Here is a 20,353-nt window from a genome sequence, read left to right as displayed (position 1 = left end):
GAGAGCGCCATGCGACACCGCGGCTTTACCCTCGTAGAAATCGCCATTGTGCTGGTCATCATCGGCCTGCTGCTTGGGGGGGTGTTGAAAGGACAGGCCCTGATCGACAGCGCCAAGGTCAAAAGCATCATTCAGCAGGCCACAGCCCTGCAGGCGGCCGTCAACGGCTACCAGGACCGCTTCCGCGCCCTGCCGGGCGACGATATCCTCGCCACTACCCACGTTCCCGGTGCAGCCGGAAACGGCAACGGCGACGGCCAGATCACGGAGTACCAATTGGCACCCCAGCACCTGGCCATGGCGGGCCTGATTACAGGTTCCTACAACGGCACCACCGACTTCATGACCAGTGCCCAGGGCGGCGCGGTCTACATTTACAACGACGTGGTCGGCGGACGGGGCGGCAACGGCATCCGCTTCGACAACCTGCCGGACACCTTTGCGGAGCAGATTGACGCCAAGCTGGATGACGGCAAACCGGATTCCGGCAACGTGCGCGCGACTGGGCCTTATACTAATAACGGAACCATCATTACGCGCCTCGCAATCTTCTTCTGAAAGCCTATGACAGCAAACCCTGAACGGCGCCGCCTCTTCCTGATGCGCCATGGCAGCGTCACATACTTCGACCAGGCCGGCAAACCCCATCTCCCGGAGACCGTGCCCCTGAATGAAGCAGGCCGTGCCCAGGCCGCTGCCGCCGGGCGGGCCTTCGCCGCCGACGGCATCGAGTTCGACCGGGTCATCGTCTCCGGCCTGCCACGCACCGTCGAAACCGCAATGCGCGTGCTGGCGGAAACCGGCCAGCAGATCCAGCTTGAAACCTGGCCCGAACTGGCGGAAATCCGCGGCGGCAAGCTGTCCGGCATCCCCGACGACAAGCTGCGCGAAGCCTTCACCGGCGCCTTCGAAGGCGTGGTGCCGGAACAGCGCCGTTTCCTGGGCGGCGAATCGGTGGGCGAACTGATGGACCGCATCCACCCCGCCATCGCCAGACTGCTGGCCGACGCAAGCTGGGACACCGCGCTGCTGGTCCTGCACGGCGGCGTCAATCGCGCCATCCTGTCCTATGCCCTGACCGGCGGCCAGCGCCTGTTCCTCGGCAACCTGTCGCAGGCTGCCGGCTGCATCAATGCGCTGGACGTTGGCCAGGCGCGGCACGACTGGATCGTGCGCTTCTCGAACTACGCCCCGCCGGCGCCCCTGCAAAGCGCGACCCGCAGCACCACGATGGAACAGCTGTTCAACGAATATTCCAAATCGCGCTTGCTTTCCCGCCCACAAAAATAGTACGATCGTTCGGAAGGAGGCATTATGTTCGAAGAATTCATGGGCACCAAGGAAGTGTCGGAGCGCCACCGTTTCGATACCGCCGTACTGGACACATACCTGCGCCGGCACGTGGAAGGCTATCCGCAAGGCGAATTGAAAGTCGAGCAGTTCAAGGGCGGCCAGTCGAATCCCACCTTCAAGCTGTCGATCGGCGGCCAGCACTACGTGCTGCGCACCAAGCCTGCGCCGGCGGCCAAGCTGCTGCCCTCGGCCCATGCGATCGAACGCGAATTCCGCGTGATGGATGCCCTGCACAAGGCCGGCTTTCCGGCCGCGCGCCAGTACTGCCTGTGCATGGACGAAGAAGTGATCGGCCGTGCCTTCTACGTGATGCAATTCGTCGAAGGCCGCGTTCTGTGGGACCAGGCCCTGCCCGGCATGACGCCATCCGAACGCGCAGCGATCTACGACGAACTGAATCGCGTCATCGCGCAGTTGCACACCATCGACTACAGCGCCATCGGACTGGGCGATTACGGCAAGCCCGGCAACTACTTCCAGCGCCAGATCGAGCGCTGGAGCAAGCAGTACAAGGCATCGGAGACTGAAACCATCGACGCGATGGACCAGTTGATCGCCTGGCTGCCGGCCAATATCCCGCCGGGCGAGGACACCTCCATCGTGCATGGCGACTACCGTCTCGACAACATGATCTTTCATCCGACCGAGCCGCGCATCCTGGCGGTACTCGATTGGGAGCTATCCACGCTGGGCCATCCGTTTGCGGATTTCAGCTACCATTGCATGAGCTGGCACATCGAGCCGGGCAAATTCCGCGGCATCGCCGGCCTGGACCTGAAGGCGCTCGGTATTCCATCGCAGCGCGACTACATTGCGCGCTACGCCGAACGCACCGGCAAGGCCATCCGCTTGGAAGACTTCAACTTTTACCTGGCCTTCAATATGTTCCGCCTGGCCAGCATCATGCAGGGCATCATGAAGCGCTACGTGGACGGCACGGCCGCCAGCGCGCAGGCGCTGGAGTCCGGCAAACTGGCGCGCCCGATGGCGAGCATGGGTTGGGCTTACGCCCAGGGCAAGGCAATCGACTAAGGAACCGGCATGGACTTCGACTACTCCCCGCGCACCAAGGAATTGCAGGCGCGCCTGCTGGCCTTCATGGACCAGCATGTCTACCCGAACGAAAAGGCTTTCCACGAAGAGGTGGAGCGCAACGGCCGCGAGAAAGGAAACCGCTGGATTCCGACCGGGCTGATTGAACGCCTCAAGCCATTGGCGCGCGACGAGGGACTGTGGAACCTGTTCCTGCCCCGCTCCAGCCGCGCACCGGAAGGCCTGTCCAACCTCGATTACGCGCCGCTGTGCGAAATCATGGGGCGTGTGCCCTGGGCGGCGGAGGTGTTCAACTGCTCCGCGCCCGACACCGGCAATATGGAAACGCTGGAGCGCTACGGCACGGAAGAACACAAGCAACGCTGGCTGGAGCCGCTGCTGCGCGGCGAGATCCGCTCCGCCTTTGCGATGACCGAACCGGCGGTGGCATCGTCCGATGCGACCAATATCGAAACCCGCATCGAGCGCGCTGGCGAGCACTATGTGATCAATGGCCGCAAATGGTGGATTTCCGGCGCCGGCGATCCGCGCTGCCAGGTCTACATCGCGATGGGCAAGACCGATTTCGACGCGCCGCGCCATGCGCAGCAATCGATGATCCTGGTGCCGGCAGACGCGCCGGGCCTGACCGTGCTGCGCCCCTTGCCGGTATTCGGCTACGACGATGCGCCGCACGGCCACTGCGAAATGGTGTTCGAGAACGTGCGGGTACCGGCCTCGAACATCCTGCTGGGCGAAGGCCGCGGCTTCGAAATTGCCCAGGGCCGCCTGGGGCCGGGCCGCATCCACCACTGCATGCGCGCCATCGGCGTGGCCGAGCGCGCGCTGGAGCTGATGGTGCAGCGGCTGACGTCCAGGGTTGCATTTGGCAAGCGTCTATCCGACCAAGGCGTGTGGCGCGAACGCATCGCCGAATCGCGCATCAAGATCGATACGGCGCGCCTGCTCACGCTGAAGGCGGCCTATATGATGGACACGGTCGGCAACAAGGTGGCCCAGTCCGAAATCGCCATGATCAAGGTTTTGGCGCCCAACGTGGCGCAACAGGTGCTGGATTGGGCTATCCAGGCCCACGGCGCGGCCGGCGTCTCGGACGATTTCCCGCTGGCCTATCAATGGGCCGGCAACCGCACCCTGCGCCTGGCCGACGGCCCGGATGAAGTGCACCGCAACGCCATTGCCAAACTGGAAATTGCGCGCTTCTCGTCTACGACAAGCTAAGCTATCATCATCCTGCAGTCACTCTTCCGGAAGGATGTGCCGTGCAGGACAATTCCAGCAAGCCCTTGCCACCGTTGCGGTCGCAGATCACGTTGCTGGCTGCGGCCTGCGCCGCGCCAGCGCTACTGGCGGTGGCCCTGCTGCTGGTGTACTTCCAGCAGCGCGACCTGGGGCGCGCGGAATTGCAAGTCCAGCGCATTGGTCGCGCGACGGCCGCCATCGTCGACCGCCAATTGCTGGCAGCGGAAGCGGCGGCCATTACGCTGGCCAGCGGCGCCAGCGCCCGCAGCGGCGACCTGGTTGCCCTGCGCAGCCAGGCAGCCGGCGCCCTGCCGCCGGCCTTGCCCTACCACTCACACGTCGTTTTCACCGAAAACGGCGCATCGCAGCTCATCGCCGGCAATGCGCTGCCCATCGACCGCGCCGCCAACGCGGCCCGCATCAAGTTCGCACCGAATGCACGATCCGCCGTCAGCCTGCTGCGCGCCAACGGCAAGGAGCCGGCCCACCTGGCCGTCGACGTGCCGATCCAGCGCCCGGGCAAGCCGCCCGCCGCCCTCAGTGTGCTGCTGCCCGCCGATGCGCTGGACAAGGTAGCCGAGGAGATGCAGCTGCCGTCCGGCGCGGTCATCGCCGTGCTGGCGCCCAACGGGAATGTGGTGGCACGCAGCCATGACGATGGACGGGCAAGCGGCCAGCCGGCGGCCGATGCCTTGCATGGCCTGCCGCTACAGGTCGGCTACCTGCGTAGCGCTGACAGTCCATGGAGCGTGTCGGTCGCCGCGCCGGCGCCAGGCGCGCTGGTTGCCTTCGATGGCTTGTTTTTCGGACTGTCGGCCATGCTGGCGGCTCTGGTGCTGGCCGGCTTTGCCGCGGCGGCAGTGGCTGCACGCCGCATCGCCAACTCGATCGATGCCCTGCACGCGCCAGCCCAGGCGCTGGCAAGCGGCGCACCGATCGAAGCACCGCGCGTGTCGTTCCTGGAGGCACAGCAGATCGGCGACACCCTGCTGCGGCTCGACCGCGACCTGACCCGCCACCGGCAGGACCTGGAACGCGTGGTCGAGGAGCGCACGCAGCAACTGGAAAATTCCAACGCCCTGCTGGAAACCATCTACGCCACAGCGCCGGTCGGCCTGAGTTTTGTCGATACCCGCTTGCGTATCCTGATGATCAACGACTACCTGGCCTCAATGAACGGCATGGCGGTCAACGACCATATCGGCCGCCGCTTCGATGAAGTGATCGGCGACCGCGACCTGGTGGCGCAGGTGAACCAGGCCTACCGCCGGGTACTGGCCACCGGCGAGGCCGTGCCCAATGCCGAAATCACCGGCACCACCGTTTCCCGGCCCGGCCGCAATAGCCATTTCATCACCGGGTACTACCCGGTATTCGGCGCCGACGGCGCCATGGTCGGAATTACCACCGTGCTGATGGACATCACCCAGCAGAAGGAGACGGAAGCCGCACTGCGCCAGTCCAAGGCCCTGTTCAAGTCGGTGCTGGAGAACATGCCGGCCATGGTGTTCGTCAAGGATGCCCAGCACCTGCGCTTCGAACTGCTGAACCGCCAGGGCGAACTGCTGCTCGGCCGCCCGCGCGAGGACCTGCTCGGAAAGAGCGACCGCGACTTCTTCCCACCGGAGCAGGCCGCAACCTTCCAGGCATCCGACCGCAAGGTGCTGGCATCCGAGCAGGTCATGGAGATTCCCGAGGAAGCGCTGCGCATCGCGGCCGGGGAAATGCGCTACCTGACCACCCGCAAGGTGGCCCTGCGCGACGAACAGGGCATCGCGACCCACTTGCTGGGGATTTCGCTCGACATCACGGACCGCAAACGCGCCGACGAAGCATTGCAGCAAACCTCCCTGAGCCTGGCCCGCAGCACCAGCTTCCTGCACACCGTGACGGAAAACCTGCCTGGGCTGGTGGCCTACTGGGACGCGGAACTACGCTGCCATTTCGCCAATAAGTACTTCCTGGCCTGGTTCGGCAAAACGCTGGAACAGGCGATGGGAGAACCGATCGACCGCGTGCTGCCGCCAGCCTTGCTGGAGCAGATCCGGCCGCACATCAACGCCGTGCTGAACGGCAGCCCGCAGCACTTCCTGCGTGAGCTGGAACTGCCGTCGGGCGAGCCGCGCTATACGTGGATCAACTTCATTCCCGACCGGGGCGAATCGGGCGCCGTGCGCGGCTTTTATGCCCTAGGCTCGGATGTTACTGAACTTAAGCGCGGCGAATTGAAATTGCAGGAGCTGAATGAACAACTGATGCGGGCGCGCGACCGCGCGGAAGCCGCCAGCCGGGCCAAGAGCGAATTCGTGGCAAACATGAGCCACGAAATCCGCACCCCGATGAATGCCATCACCGGATTGGCACGGCTGCTGGAAGAAGCGCCGCTGGAGCGGCGCGAGCGTAGCTATGTCAGCAAGATCCAGCTCGCTACGCAAAGCCTGCTTGGCGTGGTCAACGACGTGCTGGACTTCTCCAAGATCGAGGCCGGCCAGCTCCAGCTCGAGCAGACGCGCTTCAACCTCGAACAGATGCTGGCCGGGACAGCCGTACTGATCGCCAATGGCGCCTGGGAAAAAGGCGTCGAACCGGTGTTCGACATCTCGCCCACCCTGCCACCTGACATGCTGGGCGATGCCATGCGCCTGCAGCAGGTGCTGCTCAACCTCCTGAGCAATGCGATCAAATTCACCGAACGGGGCGAAGTCGTGCTGACGGTGGGCGAGATGGCGGGCAGCGCAAATTCCCTGACGCTGGAATTCACCGTGCGCGACACCGGCATCGGCATCCCGGCCGAACAGCAGCACCATATGTTCGACGCATTTTCGCAAGGCGACAGCAGTACCAGCCGCCGCTATGGCGGCACCGGACTTGGCCTGGCCATCGCACGCCGCCTGTCGGACCTGATGGGCGGCGTCATCACCGTTGACAGCACGCTCGGCCGGGGCTCGACTTTCCGCTTCACCTGCCCGCTGCAGCGCATTGCCGGCAGCGCGCCGCAGGAGATTCCGGCCAGCCTGCGCGGGCTGGCCGTGCTGGCGGTCGACGACAATGCCACCGTGCGCCAGGTGCTGCAGCGCTGCGGCAAGTCTTTGCAATGGACCACTAGCGCGGTCTCCAATGCGCTGGAAGGCTTGCAGGCCCTGCGCGAGCGCCGCTTCGACCTGCTGCTGCTGGACAGTGCAATGCCCGCCACCGACGGCATCGCCATGCTGGTGCAAGCGCGCGACGAAAAGCTGGCGGTCCCAAAAGTCGTGATGATGGCGTCGGAACGCTCCAGCGACGATCTGCAGCAACTGGCCGACAGCCTGCAGATCGATGCCGTGCTGGCCAAGCCATTTACCCCGTCCCGCCTGCGCGACGCGGCCTTGGCTGCACTCACCGGCGCCAACCAGCCGGAGCAGCGCAGCAACCACTCCGCCCTTTCCGGCAGCTTGGCCGGCATGCACGTGCTGCTGGTGGAAGACAATGAGATCAACCAGGAGATGGCTCGCTACATCCTGCTCCACTGCGGCGCGCTGGTGGAAGTGGCGTCCAACGGCGAGATTGCGCTGGACATGCTGCGCGACGACCCGCAGCGCTTCGATGTCGTGCTGATGGACCTGCAGATGCCTGTGATGGACGGCTATCGCGCCACCGAATCGATCCGTTCCATGGGCCTGCGCAGCTTGCCCATCATCGCCATGACCGCCAATGTCATGCCGGAAGACCGTCTACGCGCCATTGAGGCTGGCGTCGACGCGCATATCGCCAAGCCGATCGACGTCGACGAAATGATCGCTACCCTGACCCGTCTCGCGCCGCTGCATCCCGAGCAGGCCACCACCGGCCAGGCCGGCCTCGCACGCGGCGAGCAGCGCAGCGACGGGCGCCCTGCCATGGTGCCCGGCATCGACCTGGAAGCCGCGCTGCGCCGCGTGGCAGGCAACTACGGCGCCTTCGCCGGCCTACTCAAGCGCTTCGAAAATTCGCAGGGCGACGCCGTGCGGGAAGTGCGCGACTGCCTGGCGCAGGACAAGCGCTATGCCGCCACGCGCGTGCTGCACCGCCTGAAAGGCGTGGCAGCCAACCTCGGCGCAACCGACGTGGCACGCCTCAGCGCGCAGGCGGAAGCCGCCGTCGCAGAGGGCCAGGACAGCTCAGCCGCCGCCCTTCTGCTGTCGCTGGAACAGGCGCTGGGGGTGGTGATCAAGGCCGCGCGCGACTTGCCGGTCCCGGTGCCGGCAGCTGGCAGCAACGCCAGGGTGTCCAACCTTCCCCTGGCCCTGGGCGACCTGCAGACGCTGCTCAGGAACAGCAATATGCGAGCGCTGGCAGCCTTCAAGGCCCTCAGCCCTGTTCTCGAGCAGCGCTGCCCCGACTTGCTGCCCGGGCTCGCAAATGCCATTGAAACGCTGGACTTCAGCAACGCCGAACAACGGCTGCAGGAAATCATGAAACGAGAGGAAACCGCATGACATGGACCGACCAGGCGCGCAATGGGCGCCTGCTGATCGTCGATGACGCCATGGAGAATATCCAGATCCTCAACCACGTGCTGGGCGAGGAGCATGAAGTATTGTTTGCCATGAATGGCGAGAAGGCGCTGGAGCTGGCGCACCAGCACCATCCCGACCTGATGCTGCTGGACGCTGTGATGCCGGGCATGGACGGCTATGAGGTCTGCGCCGCGCTGCGGGCCTCATCGGACGTGCGCGATATTCCGATCATCTTCGTCACCGCATTGACTACCCCAGAGGACGAAACGCGGGCTCTGGAAGCAGGTGCGGTCGATTTCATCACCAAGCCATTCAATGTCGCCGTGGTGCGCGCACGGGTGCGCACGCACCTTACGCTGAAGCGCCAGTCCGATGCCATGCGCGAAATGACGCTGACCGACGCCCTGACCGGGATTGCCAACCGGCGCAGCTTCAACGAAGCGATCGAGAACGAGTGGCGGCGCTGCGCCCGTTCCAGCACCCCGCTATCGGTCATCATGATCGACATCGACCACTTCAAGCTGTATAACGATGCTTACGGCCACCAGGCTGGCGACGCCTGCCTGCAGCAGGTTGCCGACACCATGCTGCAGTGCGCCGGCCGCTCGCCGGACCTGCTGGCGCGCTACGGCGGGGAGGAGTTCGTCATCCTGTTACCCCAGGTTGATGCAGCGGGCGCGGCAACGGTGGCCGAGCGCATCCTGGCAAGCGTGCGCGCCCTTGCCATCCCGCACCGCATGTCATCGGCCGGCGACACGGTGACCGTCAGCCTAGGGGTGGCCACCCTCATGCCGGACCAGGGCGCCGATCACGAAGCGCTGGTGCGCTGCGCCGACAATGCCCTTTACCGGGCCAAGAAGGATGGCCGCAACCGTTTTCGCGTCGAGGATTGCGGTCAAGGATAGCGGCGCATCAGGAACTCCGCCACGCAGGCAGGCTTTTCGCTGCCCTCGCATTTGACTGTCACTTCCCAAGCCAATTGGTGGCCGCCAGCAACCGGAGTGATGCTGCGCAGGAGCACATGGCCACGTACGCGGCTGCCGACCGGCACCGGTGCCGGGAAACGTACCTTGTCCAGGCCATAGTTTACGCCCATGCGCATGTCTTCCATCAACACCGCGTCCTGCAGCAGGCCTGGCAACAGGGCCAAGGTCAGGAAGCCGTGGGCCACCGTGCCGCCATAGGGTGATTCGGCGGCCGCGCGCACCGGGTCGGTGTGGATCCACTGTTCGTCGTTGGTCGAGGCGCCGAAAGTATTGACGCGCTCCTGCGTGATGTCGACCCAGCCGGAAACGCCGACTTCCTGCCCGATCAAGGCTTCCAGCTCAGCTACATTACGTACCAAACGCGCCATCAGGCAGCCTCCTTGAATCCCGGCTGCGCGATAAAGCGCTCCAGGTGATGATCCGCATCGCCCAGCGTGATCTCGATCATCGTCAGTCGCTTGAAATAGTGGGCGGCCGGCAGTTCGTCGGTCACGCCCATGCCGCCATGCAGCTGTACCGCTTGCTGGCCAACGAAGCGCGCGGCCTGGCCGACCCGCGCTTTGGCGGCGGAAACCACGCGGCGGCGCTCCTCATCGTCGCCCGAATCAAGCTTGACCGCAGCCAGCATCGCCATCGACCGGGCTTGTTCCAGGTGGATGAACATGTCGGCCATGCGGTGCTGCAGCGCCTGGAACTTGCCGATCGGCGCGCCGAACTGCTGGCGGGTCTTCAGGTATTCAAGGGTTGCGGCGAAGATCGCATCCATGGCGCCGACCGCCTCGGCGCAGAGCAGCGCGGCGCCATAGTCGGTGGTTGCCTCGAGCAGCGGCCAGCCTTTGCCCTGCTCGCCGAGCAGCTTGCCTGGAGCGTCCCTGAACTCCACTGTCGCGGCACGCTGGCCGTCGATCGTCCGGTAGTCGGCAACCTGCACGCCAGCCGCGTCGCACGGCACCACGTACAGCGAAATGCCGTCCGTATCGCGCTGGGCGCCAGTGCTGCGTACCGATACGATGAAGGCGCCGGCCTGGCCGCCATGCAGGACCACCGTCTTGCGGCCGGAAATGCGGCCGGCGCCGGAGCTATCCGTGGCCAGCACGTCGTTCAACGCGTGGCGCGACTGCTGCTCTCCCAGCGCGCACGCCAGTTTCAGTTCGCCGGCGGCAACACGCTCCAGCAAGCCTTCCTGGCCCCCTGCCAGTTTGAGGAACTGCGCACCGAGCACGGTGGCGAAGTACGGCTCGACCACCAAGCCCCGTCCCAGTTCCTGCATCACGACCATCATGTCGACCGCACTGCCGTTGAAACCGCCCTGCTCCTCAGGCACCGGCAGCGCCAGCATCCCCAGCTCTACCAGAGTGGCCCACGCTCGGTCCGAGACGCCTGACTCCGAATGAATGATCTTCTTGCGCGCCTCAAAACTGTAATCCTTGTCGACCCAGCGGCGCAGCGCATCGGCAAATTGTTGTTGCTCATCCTTGAATGTGAAGTCCATGCCGCCTCCCTTACAGGCCCAGGATCATCTGGGTGATGATGTTTTTCTGGATCTCGTTCGAACCGCCGTAGATCGAGGTCTTGCGGAGGTTGAAGTAATAGCCCGCCAGCGGCGCAGCTTCGTCATCTCCAGCCAAGGCATGTTCGTGCTCGCCTTCCAGGTAAGCCGGATCGAACGGCAAAGCCTGCGGGCCAAGGGCTTCCACCATCAATTCAGCCAGCATCTGCTGGATTTCAGAGCCGCGCACCTTCAGCACCGAAGCCTGCGGCCCGGGCCCGTGCGCCTCCTGTTCAATGGTACGCAGGACGGTCACCTCCAGCGCCATCAGTTCAATTTCCAGATTCGCCACACGCACTGCGAACAAGGGATCTTGCAGCAAGGGCTTGCCGTTCTTTTGCTGCTGGTTTGCGATCTTCTTCAGGAACCGCAGTTCGCGCTTGGAGCGGCCCACCGCGGCAATGCCGGTGCGCTCGTGCCCGAGCAGGTATTTGGCATAGGTCCAGCCCTTGTTCTCCTTGCCGACCAGGTTCGCCACCGGCACGCGCACATTATCGAAGAAGACTTCATTCACTTCATGGTCTTCATCGAGCATGATGATCGGGCGCACGATGATGCCGGGCGTCTTCATGTCGATCAGCAGGAAGGAAATGCCCTCCTGCTTGCGCACGTTCTGGTCGGTGCGCACCAGGCAGAAGATCATGTCGGCGTGCTGGCCCAGAGTGGTCCAGGTCTTTTGCCCGTTGACGACGTAATGGTCGCCCTCGCGCACCGTCGTGGTTTTCAAGGATGCCAGGTCGGAGCCGGCCCCAGGCTCGGAATAGCCCTGGCACCACCAGTCGCTGCAATCGAGGATGCGCGGCAGGTAATAGGCTTGTTGTTCAGGGCTGCCGAAGGCCATGATGACCGGCGCCACCATATTGACGCCGAACGGCAGGATGGGCGGGGTGCCGGCAATGGCGCACTCTTCTTCCCAAATGTGGCGCTGGGTCGCATCCCAGCCGGGGCCACCGAATTCTGTCGGCCAGGCTGGCGCCACCCAGCCTTGTTTGGCGACGATCTTATGCCAGCGCACATAGTCCTCGCGCTTCAGGCGAAGATGCTTGCGAACTTTGGTTTGAAGGTCGGCCGGCAGGTTCGCTGCCAGGAAAGCGCGCACTTCGGCGCGGAAGGCCTGATCCCTGGCAGAGTAATTCAAGTCCATGCTGTCTCCATGAAGTGGTCGCGCCAGCAGAAAATAGCACGACCGTTTCAAGGAGTCTACAGCGCTTTGCGTCTCCGTGCCACAAAGCCAAGCAGGCCCAGGCCAGCCAGCAACATGGCGTACTCTCCCGGTTCCGGCACCGCGGCCACCGCGGCCATCTCGCGCCCGAAAATGGTCAGGTTCGAGAAGCCCGGATTGGACTTGTTATTGCCGGTGAACCAGTCGATATTCCAGGTGCCGCTCAGAGTCTGGCCGGCGTTGATGGTCTGGTTATCGAACAGGAATCCGCTGGCACCGTTGGCGGCCTTGAGCGAAAGGACCAGGTCCAGCGATATGTTCTGGGTTGCGCTGGTATTGGTGATGGTCCAGGTGCCGGTCTTACCGTCAGCCACATCGAAACTGAAATCCAAGGCGCTGTTCTGGCCGAAGCCCGCACCAGATCCGCCTTCCTGCTTGCCCAGCAAGGTCCAGGCACCGCTGCCATAACTATCGAAGGCAGTACCGAAGCCACTAGTGTTGCCGGCCATGCCCGCCTGCGGATTCCAGCCGGAGGTGAAGACGAAGGCGTCGGCGCTTTGAGCATCGAGCGTGGCGTCGTCTGCAGAGGTATTACCGATGGTTGTAGCGCCAAAGGCGCTTGCCGCCAGGAGCATGCTGCTGGCGGCCAATGCAAACTTCTTTGCAATTGGTTCCATTCCGATTCCCCTTATTGTGAAGTTAAGACTGCCGCTTCACTGTAGCGGCTTAGCGGCCTCGACGGCGTCCATTACCTTTCCGAAATACAGTCACTCGCTAGGCCATACAAAAGAAACGCCGCAGATGGCCTATCCGCGGCGTAAATAAGGGGTATATAACTAGATTTTTCTCAGCAGCAAAGCTGCCGGGCCGGCAGTGTGCCGACACTTTCATATTATCAATTTCTACAACTCATTACTCAATTTCTGCATTTCGTCGCATTCCAGCCATATGCCTGGGCGATGGCCGATAGGATGCTCCCATCCCATTTTGCATGCACAACAAGGACATAACCATGCGCACCAAGCTTCCCCTCGCAGCCCTGCTCTCCCTCAGCCTTGCCGGCTGCGTCGTCGTGCTGAATGACAGCAGCGACTACGTCAAAGGAAACGGGACCACAGTCACGGAAACCCGCAGCATCACCAATGCTAGCGCTTTGCGCGTAGAGAACCGGCATCGGGTTTCCATGGACGTCGAAGTGAGGGTTGGCGGCGCACCGTCGCTGGTGATCGAGGGCGACAACAACCTGGTGCCGTTGGTGCATACCGAAGTGCGCGGCGATACCCTGCGCGTGTGGACCGAAGAGCGCATGGACAGCAACAAGCCGATTCACGTGCGCTACACCGTGCCGCGGCTGGATAACCTTGAATCGAGCGGATCTGTGCGCACCGAAGTGCAAGGCCTGGCAGGAGGTCCGCTGCGCGTTTCCCACACCGGATCGGGCTACCTCGAACTGCGTGGACAGGTTGACCGGCTGGATATGCATCACACCGGATCAGGCCAGCTATACGCCGATGCTCTCGATAGCAAATCTGCTGTAGTCGACATGGTCGGCTCAGGACGCGTGAACATCGGCTCGGTGCGCGGCGAATCGCTGCGCGTATCGTCCTCGGGTTCCGGCAGCTTCTACGCGCGAGGCATCGTGCACACGCTCGACGTGCAGGTGCAAGGCTCGGGCAGCGCACAGTTGAACGACCTGCGCGCCGACGAAGCCAATATCACCAGCAACGGCTCCGGCGGCGTACAAGCCTGGGTGCAGCACAAAGTCGAAGCCCGCGCCAACGGCTCGGCCGCATCGCCGTCACCGGCAACCCATCCCAGCGCAGCCTGTACGGCCGCAACACGTCGATTCAATAATAAAAGTCGGGGTCAGCTCCGGCAATCGGACATAAATTTCGCAAAGCGAAATTTATGTCCGATTGCCGGAGCTGACCCCGACTTTCAACATGCACTGAACATGGCGAAACTGGCGGCCAGCCATTCTGCTACGGCCTTGATGCGGCCGATGCCGATGGCGTCGCGATGGCTGAGCAGCCATACTTCGCGCGTGACCTCTACTCCACCCAGCCGTACCAGGCCGGGCATGCTCTCCATCATGCAAGGCAGCAGCGCCAGGCCAACTCCGGCGCGGCAGACTTGCACCATGCTGCCCAGGCCGTTCACCCGCAGTGTCACCTGGCTGCGCGGCACCACGCGGTCCAGCCAACGCGTCTCAGGCAGGCGGGCCAGTGTGGCGTCGTAGCCAATCCATGGCTGCGCGCTCCAGTTAGCGCTATCCAGGCCAGCGTATTGCGGCGCGCCGAAAACTGCCATCGGCAATTCTCCAAGACGCCGCATGATCAGCGCTGCGTCTTCCACCGGCCGTGCAAGGCGTAGCGCGAAGTCGGTCTCGCCGCGCGCAAAAGAGACATTGCTGTTATCGGCGAGCAGATGCAGTTCGAGCCCCGGATGCTGCGCGCGCAGGGCCGTCACATGCCCGGCCAGCCAGAAATCGAACAGAAAGTCGATGGCACTGATGCGCACTACGCCTGCCGCTGCCTGTGATTCGCGCGATGAGGCCAGCAGCATCGCCTGCACATTGCCCGAGACCGTGTGACCGTATTCGACGAATGTCCGGCCGGCTGCCGTCAACTGGTAGCCAGTGGTATCGCGCAGGAATAGCCGCAGGTCCAGTTCCTTTTCGGCCGCGGCGACACGCCGGCTGATGGTCGAGGCGTCCACCCCAAGCTCGCGCGCAGCAGCACTCATGCTGCCGCAACGAGCCAGGGCCAGGATCAAGGGTATGTCATTCCAGTCGAAGGAGTTCACATTGTTCCTATCCATGCAGAACTGCAAAACGGCTTTGCAGGCTTGTCCGTTCCCTTATGCGCCAGGGCTGTCTACCATGGCTTTCATCACCTGCCACTCTCACGAAAAGGATATGCCATGACACTCTCCATCCAGGTCGCTGACGGAAACTTTAACTGCCATGTCGCTCGCCCAACCACGCCGGGCCCGCACCCGGTCGTCGTCGTGCTGCAGGAAATCTTCGGCGTCAATGCCGGCATTCGCAGCATTGCCAGCGACTACGCAGCCAAAGGCTTCATCGCAGTTTGCCCGGACCTGTTCTGGCGCGCCGAACCTGGCCTGGATATGTCGGAAGCCAAGGAAGGCGATTGGGCCAAGGGCTTCGCCCTCTACAGCGCATATGACCGGGATAAGGGAGTGCAGGATATCGCCGCTACCGTTGCCGCCGCCCGCACCATGCCGGGCACGAACGGAAAAGTCGGCGTGACCGGCTATTGCCTCGGCGGCCTGCTGACCTTTCTTGCCGCGGCCCGTAGCGACGCCGATGCCTTTGTAGCGTATTACGGCGGCGGTACCGACCAGTATGTCGACGAGGCAGCGAACATCAAGCGTCCGATGATCTATCACCAGGCCAACGAGGACGAATACATCGACAAGGCAGCGCAAGCCAAAATCAACGCGGCGTTGTCCGCCAATCCGAACGTCCAGGTATTCAACTATCCCGGTCGCAACCATGCATTCGCGCGCCCTGGCGGCAACCATTTCCATGCCGGCGACGCTGCACTGGCCAATGGCCGCACCGACGCTTTCTTTACACAGCAACTTGCAATGTAACATACCCTGAAAGGACTACAGCCATGAACAACTTCGATTCATCACGCCGTTCCGCCCTGGTTGGCAGCGCAAGCCTTGCCGCTGTCGCCGTTGCTGCCGCACTGCCCGCCGCCAGTGCCAATGCCGCTCCGGGTGGCAGCATGAAAAAGACCGCGGCCTTTATCACCACCCGCGACGGCGTGGACATCTATTACAAGGATTGGGGTCCGCGCAACGGCCAGCCGATCGTGTTCAGCCATGGTTGGCCACTGAGTTCGGATAGCTGGGAATCGCAGATGTTCTACCTGGCTGGCCAAGGTTTCCGTGTGATCGCGCATGACCGCCGTGGGCATGGCCGTTCCAGCCAGCCATGGGAAGGCAACGATATGGACCACTATGCCGACGACCTGGCCCAGGTAATCGAGGCGCTGGACCTGAAGAACGCGGTGCTGATCGGTTTCTCCACCGGTGGCGGCGAGGTGGCGCGTTACGTGGGCCGCCACGGCACCAAGCGCGTGGCCAAGCTGGCACTGGTATCGGCAGTACCGCCATTGATGCTGAAGACCGCCGACAATCCGGGCGGCTTGCCGCTGGAAGTCTTCGACGGCATTCGCGCCGGCTCGATCAAGGACCGCTCGCAGCTCTACCTCGATATCGCTTCAGGCCCGTTCTACGGCTACAACCGGCCGGGTGCCAAGCCATCGCAGGGCATCATCAATGCATGGTGGATGCAGGGCATGATGGGCGGCCACAAGAATACCTACGATTCGATCAAGGCGTTTTCTGAAACGGATTTCCGTGCCGACCTGGCAAAGTTCGACAAGCCGACACTGGTCATCCATGGCGACGACGACCAGATCGTTCCGATCGATGCGGCCGGCCGGGCCTCGGCGCGCATCGTCAAGCACGCGAAGCTGCTGGTCTATCCGGGCGCCCCGCACGGCTTGACTGATACGCACAAGGACAAGGTGAACGCCGACCTGCTGGCCTTCATCAAGTCCTGAGCGTCAGCAGGCCATCAGTTGATCGTCAGCGCGAGGTCGCGGCCGGCTGCGGCGGTATTGCCGGCGTAGTCCGCCGCGTAAATCCGCAGCGTGTAGTCGCCCGGGGCGAGTTCGCTGACCTTCCAGCGGCCGGGCGTGACCTCGCCCTGCGACAGGTGGCTTAGCAGCGAATAGGTGAAGCGCGTGGACTTGCTGCCGTAGACGGTGATGCCGCTGTCGGCGGAGTACACGACCTTCACTGCCTCGCGCTGTTTCGGAAGCTGGTCGTAAGTCTGCATGATGCGCGGCTGTTCGTAGCCCGCCACCGGGGTGCCGTCAGCCTGCAGCAACTGGTAGCCCAGTTCGTACAGGCCAAGGCGGCGCCGTGCCAGGTTGCCGTCCATTTTGTCAAAAGCGTCGACCACCACATTCACTTCTCCCAACTCGCGCGACACTTCCAGGCGCTTGCCCTTCTTGCCCGGCAGGCGCTTATCGTTGGCGTCGTACAGGGCGATGCCCTGGATCACCGGCGCAATGGTATCGCGCAGGCCGGGGAACGGCAGCGCCAGCGGGTTGACCACGCGGCCGCGGTCGTACAGGTTAAGGTGGACGTGGGCCATCTGGTTCACCACGCCCAGTTGTTCGCCGACATAGAAGCGCGTGCCGCGGCGCACGCGCACGCGTTCCGGTTTGCCTTTATCGTTCAGCAGGAGCTGGAATCGGTCGTCCAGCGCGCGGTTCTCTTGTCGCGGCCAACCTTCATGTGGATGTAGCTCGTTGTGCCGAGGTTGATGCCTTCGCCGAGCGAGGCAAATGCCCAGTTGGGGAGCGGGTCGCTGACCTTGGCCTTTTCGACCACGTGCACCGAGCTTCCGACATCGGCCTGCACGTCGAGGCCTGCGTGGAAGTGGTGGCGGCTGTCGCCGTCGTAGCTGCCCCTCACCTCGCCCATCAAGCCTACCACTTCATGCGGCTGGTTTTGCGGCAGGACGGGCCAGGGCATCGGTCCCTGGGTGCGCTGGGTCATGATGTCGCTGGCCGCCGCCTCTGGCGCGGGAGCCGGTTCCGGCACCTGCTCCCCGGCATGCGCAGTGGCGATCAGGTGCGAGGTGGCTTGGGCTGCCGGGGCGGCAGGTGCCGCTGGCCTGGCCATGGCTGGGGCCTGGCTTGCACCGGCAGGCACGACGCGGTGCAGGCGTTGTGCCGGTCCATCGGTGAGCAGCAGGGTTCCATTCGGGGCCAGAGCCAGGCTGCGCGGGCCATAGACCTGGATACTGCCGTCGAGGCCAGTGGCAGGATCAGCCGGCCGCACCGCGTCGGGCATTCCGGCCAGGCTGCCATCCGGCGCAAGTTGCAACAGGCGGCCGCGCGACGAGGCAGCGATATAGACAAAGCCATCATGGGTCACTGCCAGCGCCATCGGGCGGCGCAGCAGCGGCTCTTTTTCCAATTCCGGCGCCACCGCAATGGTCAGTACCGAGCCATCCGGATTGATGCGGCGCACCGCATCGTTGCTGGTGTCGGCGATGTAGATGCCGTCTTTGCCGACCGCGATGCCGCAGGGAGTGTCGAATTGCGCCGCCTCGCCGATGCCGTCCACGAAACCAGGAAGCCCGCTGCCGGCCAGGGTGGTCACGCTGCCGTCGGGAGCAATCTTGCGGATGCGGTCGTTGTAGGTATCGGCAACGTACACCACGCCTTCCTCATCGACCGCCACGCCGACCGGTCCGTTGAACTGCGCCTGCGCGCCCTGCCCGTCCGCAAAACCGGCCACGCCGCTGCCGGCCAGTGTCGACACCGTTCCGTCCGTGGCGATCTTGCGGATCGCGTGGTTGCCCGTATCGGCGACATAGACATTACCCTGCTTATCGAGAGCGATGCCGGAAGGCGTGTTGAAGGCAGCGGCGGCACCGATACCTTCACGATTCCCCTCGAGCCCTCCCGCCAGCACGCGTACGTGGCCATCCGGCGCCAGCACCGACACGGTATTCGTCTCGCCGCCATCGGAGAAATAGACATTGCCCTGCTTGTCGACCGCAACGCCGTAGGGATCGGCCAGCCCTGCGTCCAGCACGGTTTCCAAGCGCGCCGCCCAGGCCCGTTCGGTCGGCGCCGGTCCGCGCTTGATCAGCTCCGGCAAGCGGGCCACGACCTTGGTCGCCGGCGACGGATAGTAGAAATAGCCACCCGCACCGGCAATCGCCAGCACCGCAGCCCCAATAAAAGTCAGTTTGATAGAGGTATGCACAGGCAGGATTCTACCGTCCAACAGCCGCGGCTGCGGGCGAGAACCCTTTTTATTGCATTCCAGGCCAGAAAAATCGCTGCCTGTCACATAGTCGGATTCAATAGAAACACGATGCTCTACATTTGAGACACCTCACAACCTTACCTGGAGACTTATCGATGCGGACCACCATCTGCTGTGCCTATTCCGCTGCGGCCATGGCGTTGATCACTTGCAGCGCCCAAGCGGGCGACCTGGACGCCCAACTTGCCGCGGCCCTGAAAGATCGCAGCATCCCGGCAATGGCCGTGCTGGTCATTCGCGACGGCAAAGTTGAAGATCAGGCGGTGCGCGGCGTGCGTGCCGCCGGCAGTCCCGCCCGCGCGCAATTGTCCGACCATTGGCATATCGGCTCAGACGCCAAGGCGATGACCGCAACGCTGATCGCGCGCCTGGTCGAGGCGGGAAAACTGTCCTGGGAGGCGCCACTCAAGGACATGCTCCCGGACACCGCGATGCGGACCGAATACCAGTCCGTCACGCTGGCCGACCTGCTCTCGCACCGCGCCGGCCTGCCGCCGAACAGTGACGAGAAGCGCATCGAAGCCACGCGCAAGGACCGGCGCGCGCTGCCGGTGCTGCGCATGGAATACGTTCAGCGCGCACTCAATGAAGCGCCGGTGGGCCCGGTTCGCGCAGACTCGCAATACTCCAACAGCGGCTATATCATCGCCGCCGTGGTTGCAGAGCGCGCCACCGGCCAGAGCTTTGAAAGCCTCATGCAGGAACAGGTGTTCGCTCCGCTCGGCATGCAGGTCGACACCGGGCCCTCACGCCATGGCCAGGCGCTCGGTCACAAGGGCGGCAAGCCGCTGACTGGATTGGCCGCCGATATCCCGCCCTTCTTTGCCCCTGCCGGCGCGACCATGAAAATGAGTTTGGCAGATTGGTCGAAGTTCGTGCTCGACCAGATGGCGGGCGAACGGGGTGCAGGCAAACTGCTTTCGCAGCAGGGCTATCGATTCCTCCATGCGCCCCAGGGGGAGTCCGGCGCGGCCCTTGGCTGGGGCGTGAAAAGCAACTGGCCGGCTCACGCACCGATGCGCCTGCTGATGCACGCCGGCTCCAACGGTTACTGGAATGCCCTGGTGGCTTTGGCACCGGACACCCAGAGCGGCGTGCTGGTGGTCGCCAATGCCGGCGAGGGGACCGGCGCCGAGCAGCAGGAAACCCGGCTCGTCATGGGCCTGATGTCCGGCATGGCCAAGCCCCGGTAGGCACTTGCCGCCGGACATTGGCGAAAAGTCAAAAAAAAGCCCGCTCTGGGAGCGGGCTGAAGTCTATTTCCTTGGAGGAGAATAGAGGAGACAGGTGCAAGTATGCTGCGGCGCGGTATATCTGTCTACTTTATTGTAGTAATACTAGATATAACCAACCGCAATATCACTTGTCGTTCACGTAAGGCAGCACACGGCTGGCGAGACGGGTGTCGGTGCGCAGCACGCTCACTTCGTCGGCCAGGATATGCACTGCCTCGTTCAGCAGTACGTCTTTGGCATTCTTGGCGGCCTTCTCGGCATCCAGTTCCGCCGACAGGGAACGCTCATCCGCCTGCAAGCCATCGTCGGTACGGATCGCGCCGCGCACCTGGTTGGCCTGGCGCTGGGCGGCGCGCGGGTTGGCAGGTTTGGCGGCAATCGCCTTGTTCAACGCGTCTTTCGGGTCC

General features: G+C 63.6%; 16 protein-coding genes and 2 pseudogenes. 10 read left to right on the top strand and 8 right to left on the bottom strand.

Features of this window, described 5'->3' with window-relative positions; genetic code table 11:
* Positions 1 to 9 precede the first annotated feature (9 nt).
* Genes ACQ4MM_RS11550 through ACQ4MM_RS11525 form a run of 6 tightly spaced genes read left to right on the top strand, consistent with a single transcriptional unit; the run spans position 10 to position 9,028 of the window.
* Complete coding sequence (locus ACQ4MM_RS11550; protein WP_431477496.1) at positions 10 to 558, top strand: prepilin-type N-terminal cleavage/methylation domain-containing protein; 549 nt, start codon at positions 10 to 12, stop codon at positions 556 to 558.
* Positions 559 to 564: 6 nt separating this feature from the next.
* Positions 565 to 1,290, top strand: coding sequence for a histidine phosphatase family protein (locus ACQ4MM_RS11545; RefSeq protein ID WP_431477495.1), 726 nt, complete (start codon positions 565 to 567; stop codon positions 1,288 to 1,290).
* A gap of 24 nt (positions 1,291 to 1,314) precedes the next feature.
* On the top strand, positions 1,315 to 2,385 hold the full coding sequence (locus ACQ4MM_RS11540) for a phosphotransferase (RefSeq protein WP_431477494.1): 1,071 nt from the start codon (positions 1,315 to 1,317) through the stop codon (positions 2,383 to 2,385).
* A 9-nt stretch (positions 2,386 to 2,394) separates the two neighbouring features.
* Positions 2,395 to 3,627: an acyl-CoA dehydrogenase family protein gene (locus ACQ4MM_RS11535; protein WP_431477493.1), complete on the top strand. Its 1,233-nt coding sequence runs from the start codon at positions 2,395 to 2,397 to the stop codon at positions 3,625 to 3,627.
* Positions 3,628 to 3,668: 41 nt separating this feature from the next.
* Complete coding sequence (locus ACQ4MM_RS11530; protein WP_431477492.1) at positions 3,669 to 8,102, top strand: PAS domain-containing protein; 4,434 nt, start codon at positions 3,669 to 3,671, stop codon at positions 8,100 to 8,102.
* The gene (locus tag ACQ4MM_RS11525) at positions 8,099 to 9,028 is read left to right on the top strand and encodes a diguanylate cyclase domain-containing protein (protein WP_431477491.1); all 930 of its coding nucleotides are present in this window, start codon (positions 8,099 to 8,101) and stop codon (positions 9,026 to 9,028) included. Before ACQ4MM_RS11530 ends, ACQ4MM_RS11525 begins: the two co-directional genes overlap by 4 nt.
* Here ACQ4MM_RS11525 and ACQ4MM_RS11520 read toward each other — a convergent pair.
* The 4 genes from ACQ4MM_RS11520 to ACQ4MM_RS11505 are packed head-to-tail and all read right to left on the bottom strand — an operon-like array spanning position 9,019 to position 12,497.
* The gene (locus tag ACQ4MM_RS11520) at positions 9,019 to 9,477 is read right to left on the bottom strand and encodes a MaoC family dehydratase (protein WP_431477490.1); all 459 of its coding nucleotides are present in this window, start codon (positions 9,475 to 9,477) and stop codon (positions 9,019 to 9,021) included. The two genes, ACQ4MM_RS11525 and ACQ4MM_RS11520, sit on opposite strands and share 10 nt — an antisense overlap.
* Positions 9,477 to 10,601: an acyl-CoA dehydrogenase family protein gene (locus tag ACQ4MM_RS11515; RefSeq protein ID WP_431477489.1), complete on the bottom strand. Its 1,125-nt coding sequence runs from the start codon at positions 10,599 to 10,601 to the stop codon at positions 9,477 to 9,479. Before ACQ4MM_RS11515 ends, ACQ4MM_RS11520 begins: the two co-directional genes overlap by 1 nt.
* Positions 10,602 to 10,611: 10 nt before the next feature.
* Positions 10,612 to 11,802, bottom strand: a complete 1,191-nt coding sequence (locus tag ACQ4MM_RS11510; protein ID WP_431477488.1) for an acyl-CoA dehydrogenase family protein — start codon at positions 11,800 to 11,802, stop codon at positions 10,612 to 10,614.
* Positions 11,803 to 11,858: 56 nt separating this feature from the next.
* Positions 11,859 to 12,497, bottom strand: a complete 639-nt coding sequence (locus ACQ4MM_RS11505) for a PEP-CTERM sorting domain-containing protein (RefSeq protein ID WP_431477487.1) — start codon at positions 12,495 to 12,497, stop codon at positions 11,859 to 11,861.
* 314 nt (positions 12,498 to 12,811) lie between these two features.
* Here ACQ4MM_RS11505 and ACQ4MM_RS11500 point away from each other — a divergent pair.
* A pseudogene (locus tag ACQ4MM_RS11500) lies at positions 12,812 to 13,597 on the top strand (GIN domain-containing protein); the annotation flags it as partial.
* A gap of 161 nt (positions 13,598 to 13,758) precedes the next feature.
* On the opposite strand, the gene ACQ4MM_RS11495 reads toward ACQ4MM_RS11500, so the two are convergent.
* A complete protein-coding gene (locus ACQ4MM_RS11495) occupies positions 13,759 to 14,640 on the bottom strand; it encodes a LysR family transcriptional regulator (RefSeq protein WP_431477486.1) in 882 nt (293 codons plus the stop codon).
* Positions 14,641 to 14,742: 102 nt separating this feature from the next.
* Here ACQ4MM_RS11495 and ACQ4MM_RS11490 point away from each other — a divergent pair, with 102 nt between their 5' ends.
* A complete protein-coding gene (locus tag ACQ4MM_RS11490) occupies positions 14,743 to 15,438 on the top strand; it encodes a dienelactone hydrolase family protein (RefSeq protein ID WP_431477485.1) in 696 nt (231 codons plus the stop codon).
* A 23-nt stretch (positions 15,439 to 15,461) separates the two neighbouring features.
* A complete protein-coding gene (locus ACQ4MM_RS11485; protein WP_431477484.1) occupies positions 15,462 to 16,421 on the top strand; it encodes an alpha/beta fold hydrolase in 960 nt (319 codons plus the stop codon).
* Between the two features lie 14 nt (positions 16,422 to 16,435).
* On the opposite strand, the gene ACQ4MM_RS11480 is transcribed toward ACQ4MM_RS11485, so the two are convergent.
* The gene (locus tag ACQ4MM_RS11480; RefSeq protein ID WP_431477483.1) at positions 16,436 to 17,080 is read right to left on the bottom strand and encodes a hypothetical protein; all 645 of its coding nucleotides are present in this window, start codon (positions 17,078 to 17,080) and stop codon (positions 16,436 to 16,438) included.
* Between the two features lie 23 nt (positions 17,081 to 17,103).
* Positions 17,104 to 18,648, bottom strand: coding sequence for an NHL repeat-containing protein (locus ACQ4MM_RS11475; RefSeq protein ID WP_431477482.1), 1,545 nt, complete (start codon positions 18,646 to 18,648; stop codon positions 17,104 to 17,106).
* A gap of 158 nt (positions 18,649 to 18,806) precedes the next feature.
* Between ACQ4MM_RS11475 and ACQ4MM_RS11470 the strand changes: the two genes are divergently transcribed.
* Entirely contained in the window at positions 18,807 to 19,904 is a 1,098-nt protein-coding gene (locus tag ACQ4MM_RS11470; RefSeq protein WP_431477481.1) for a serine hydrolase domain-containing protein, read from the top strand.
* 166 nt (positions 19,905 to 20,070) lie between these two features.
* Here the strand turns inward: ACQ4MM_RS11470 and ACQ4MM_RS11465 are convergent.
* Positions 20,071 to 20,353: pseudogene (locus ACQ4MM_RS11465) on the bottom strand (carboxy terminal-processing peptidase); the annotation flags it as partial.

The organism is Massilia eburnea (assembly GCF_050709955.1).
GTDB classification, from domain to species: Bacteria; Pseudomonadota; Gammaproteobacteria; order Burkholderiales; family Burkholderiaceae_D; genus Rugamonas; species Rugamonas eburnea_A.
The sequence above is the reverse complement of the archived record's forward strand: the minus strand, read 5'-3'. Positions and strand labels throughout refer to the sequence as shown.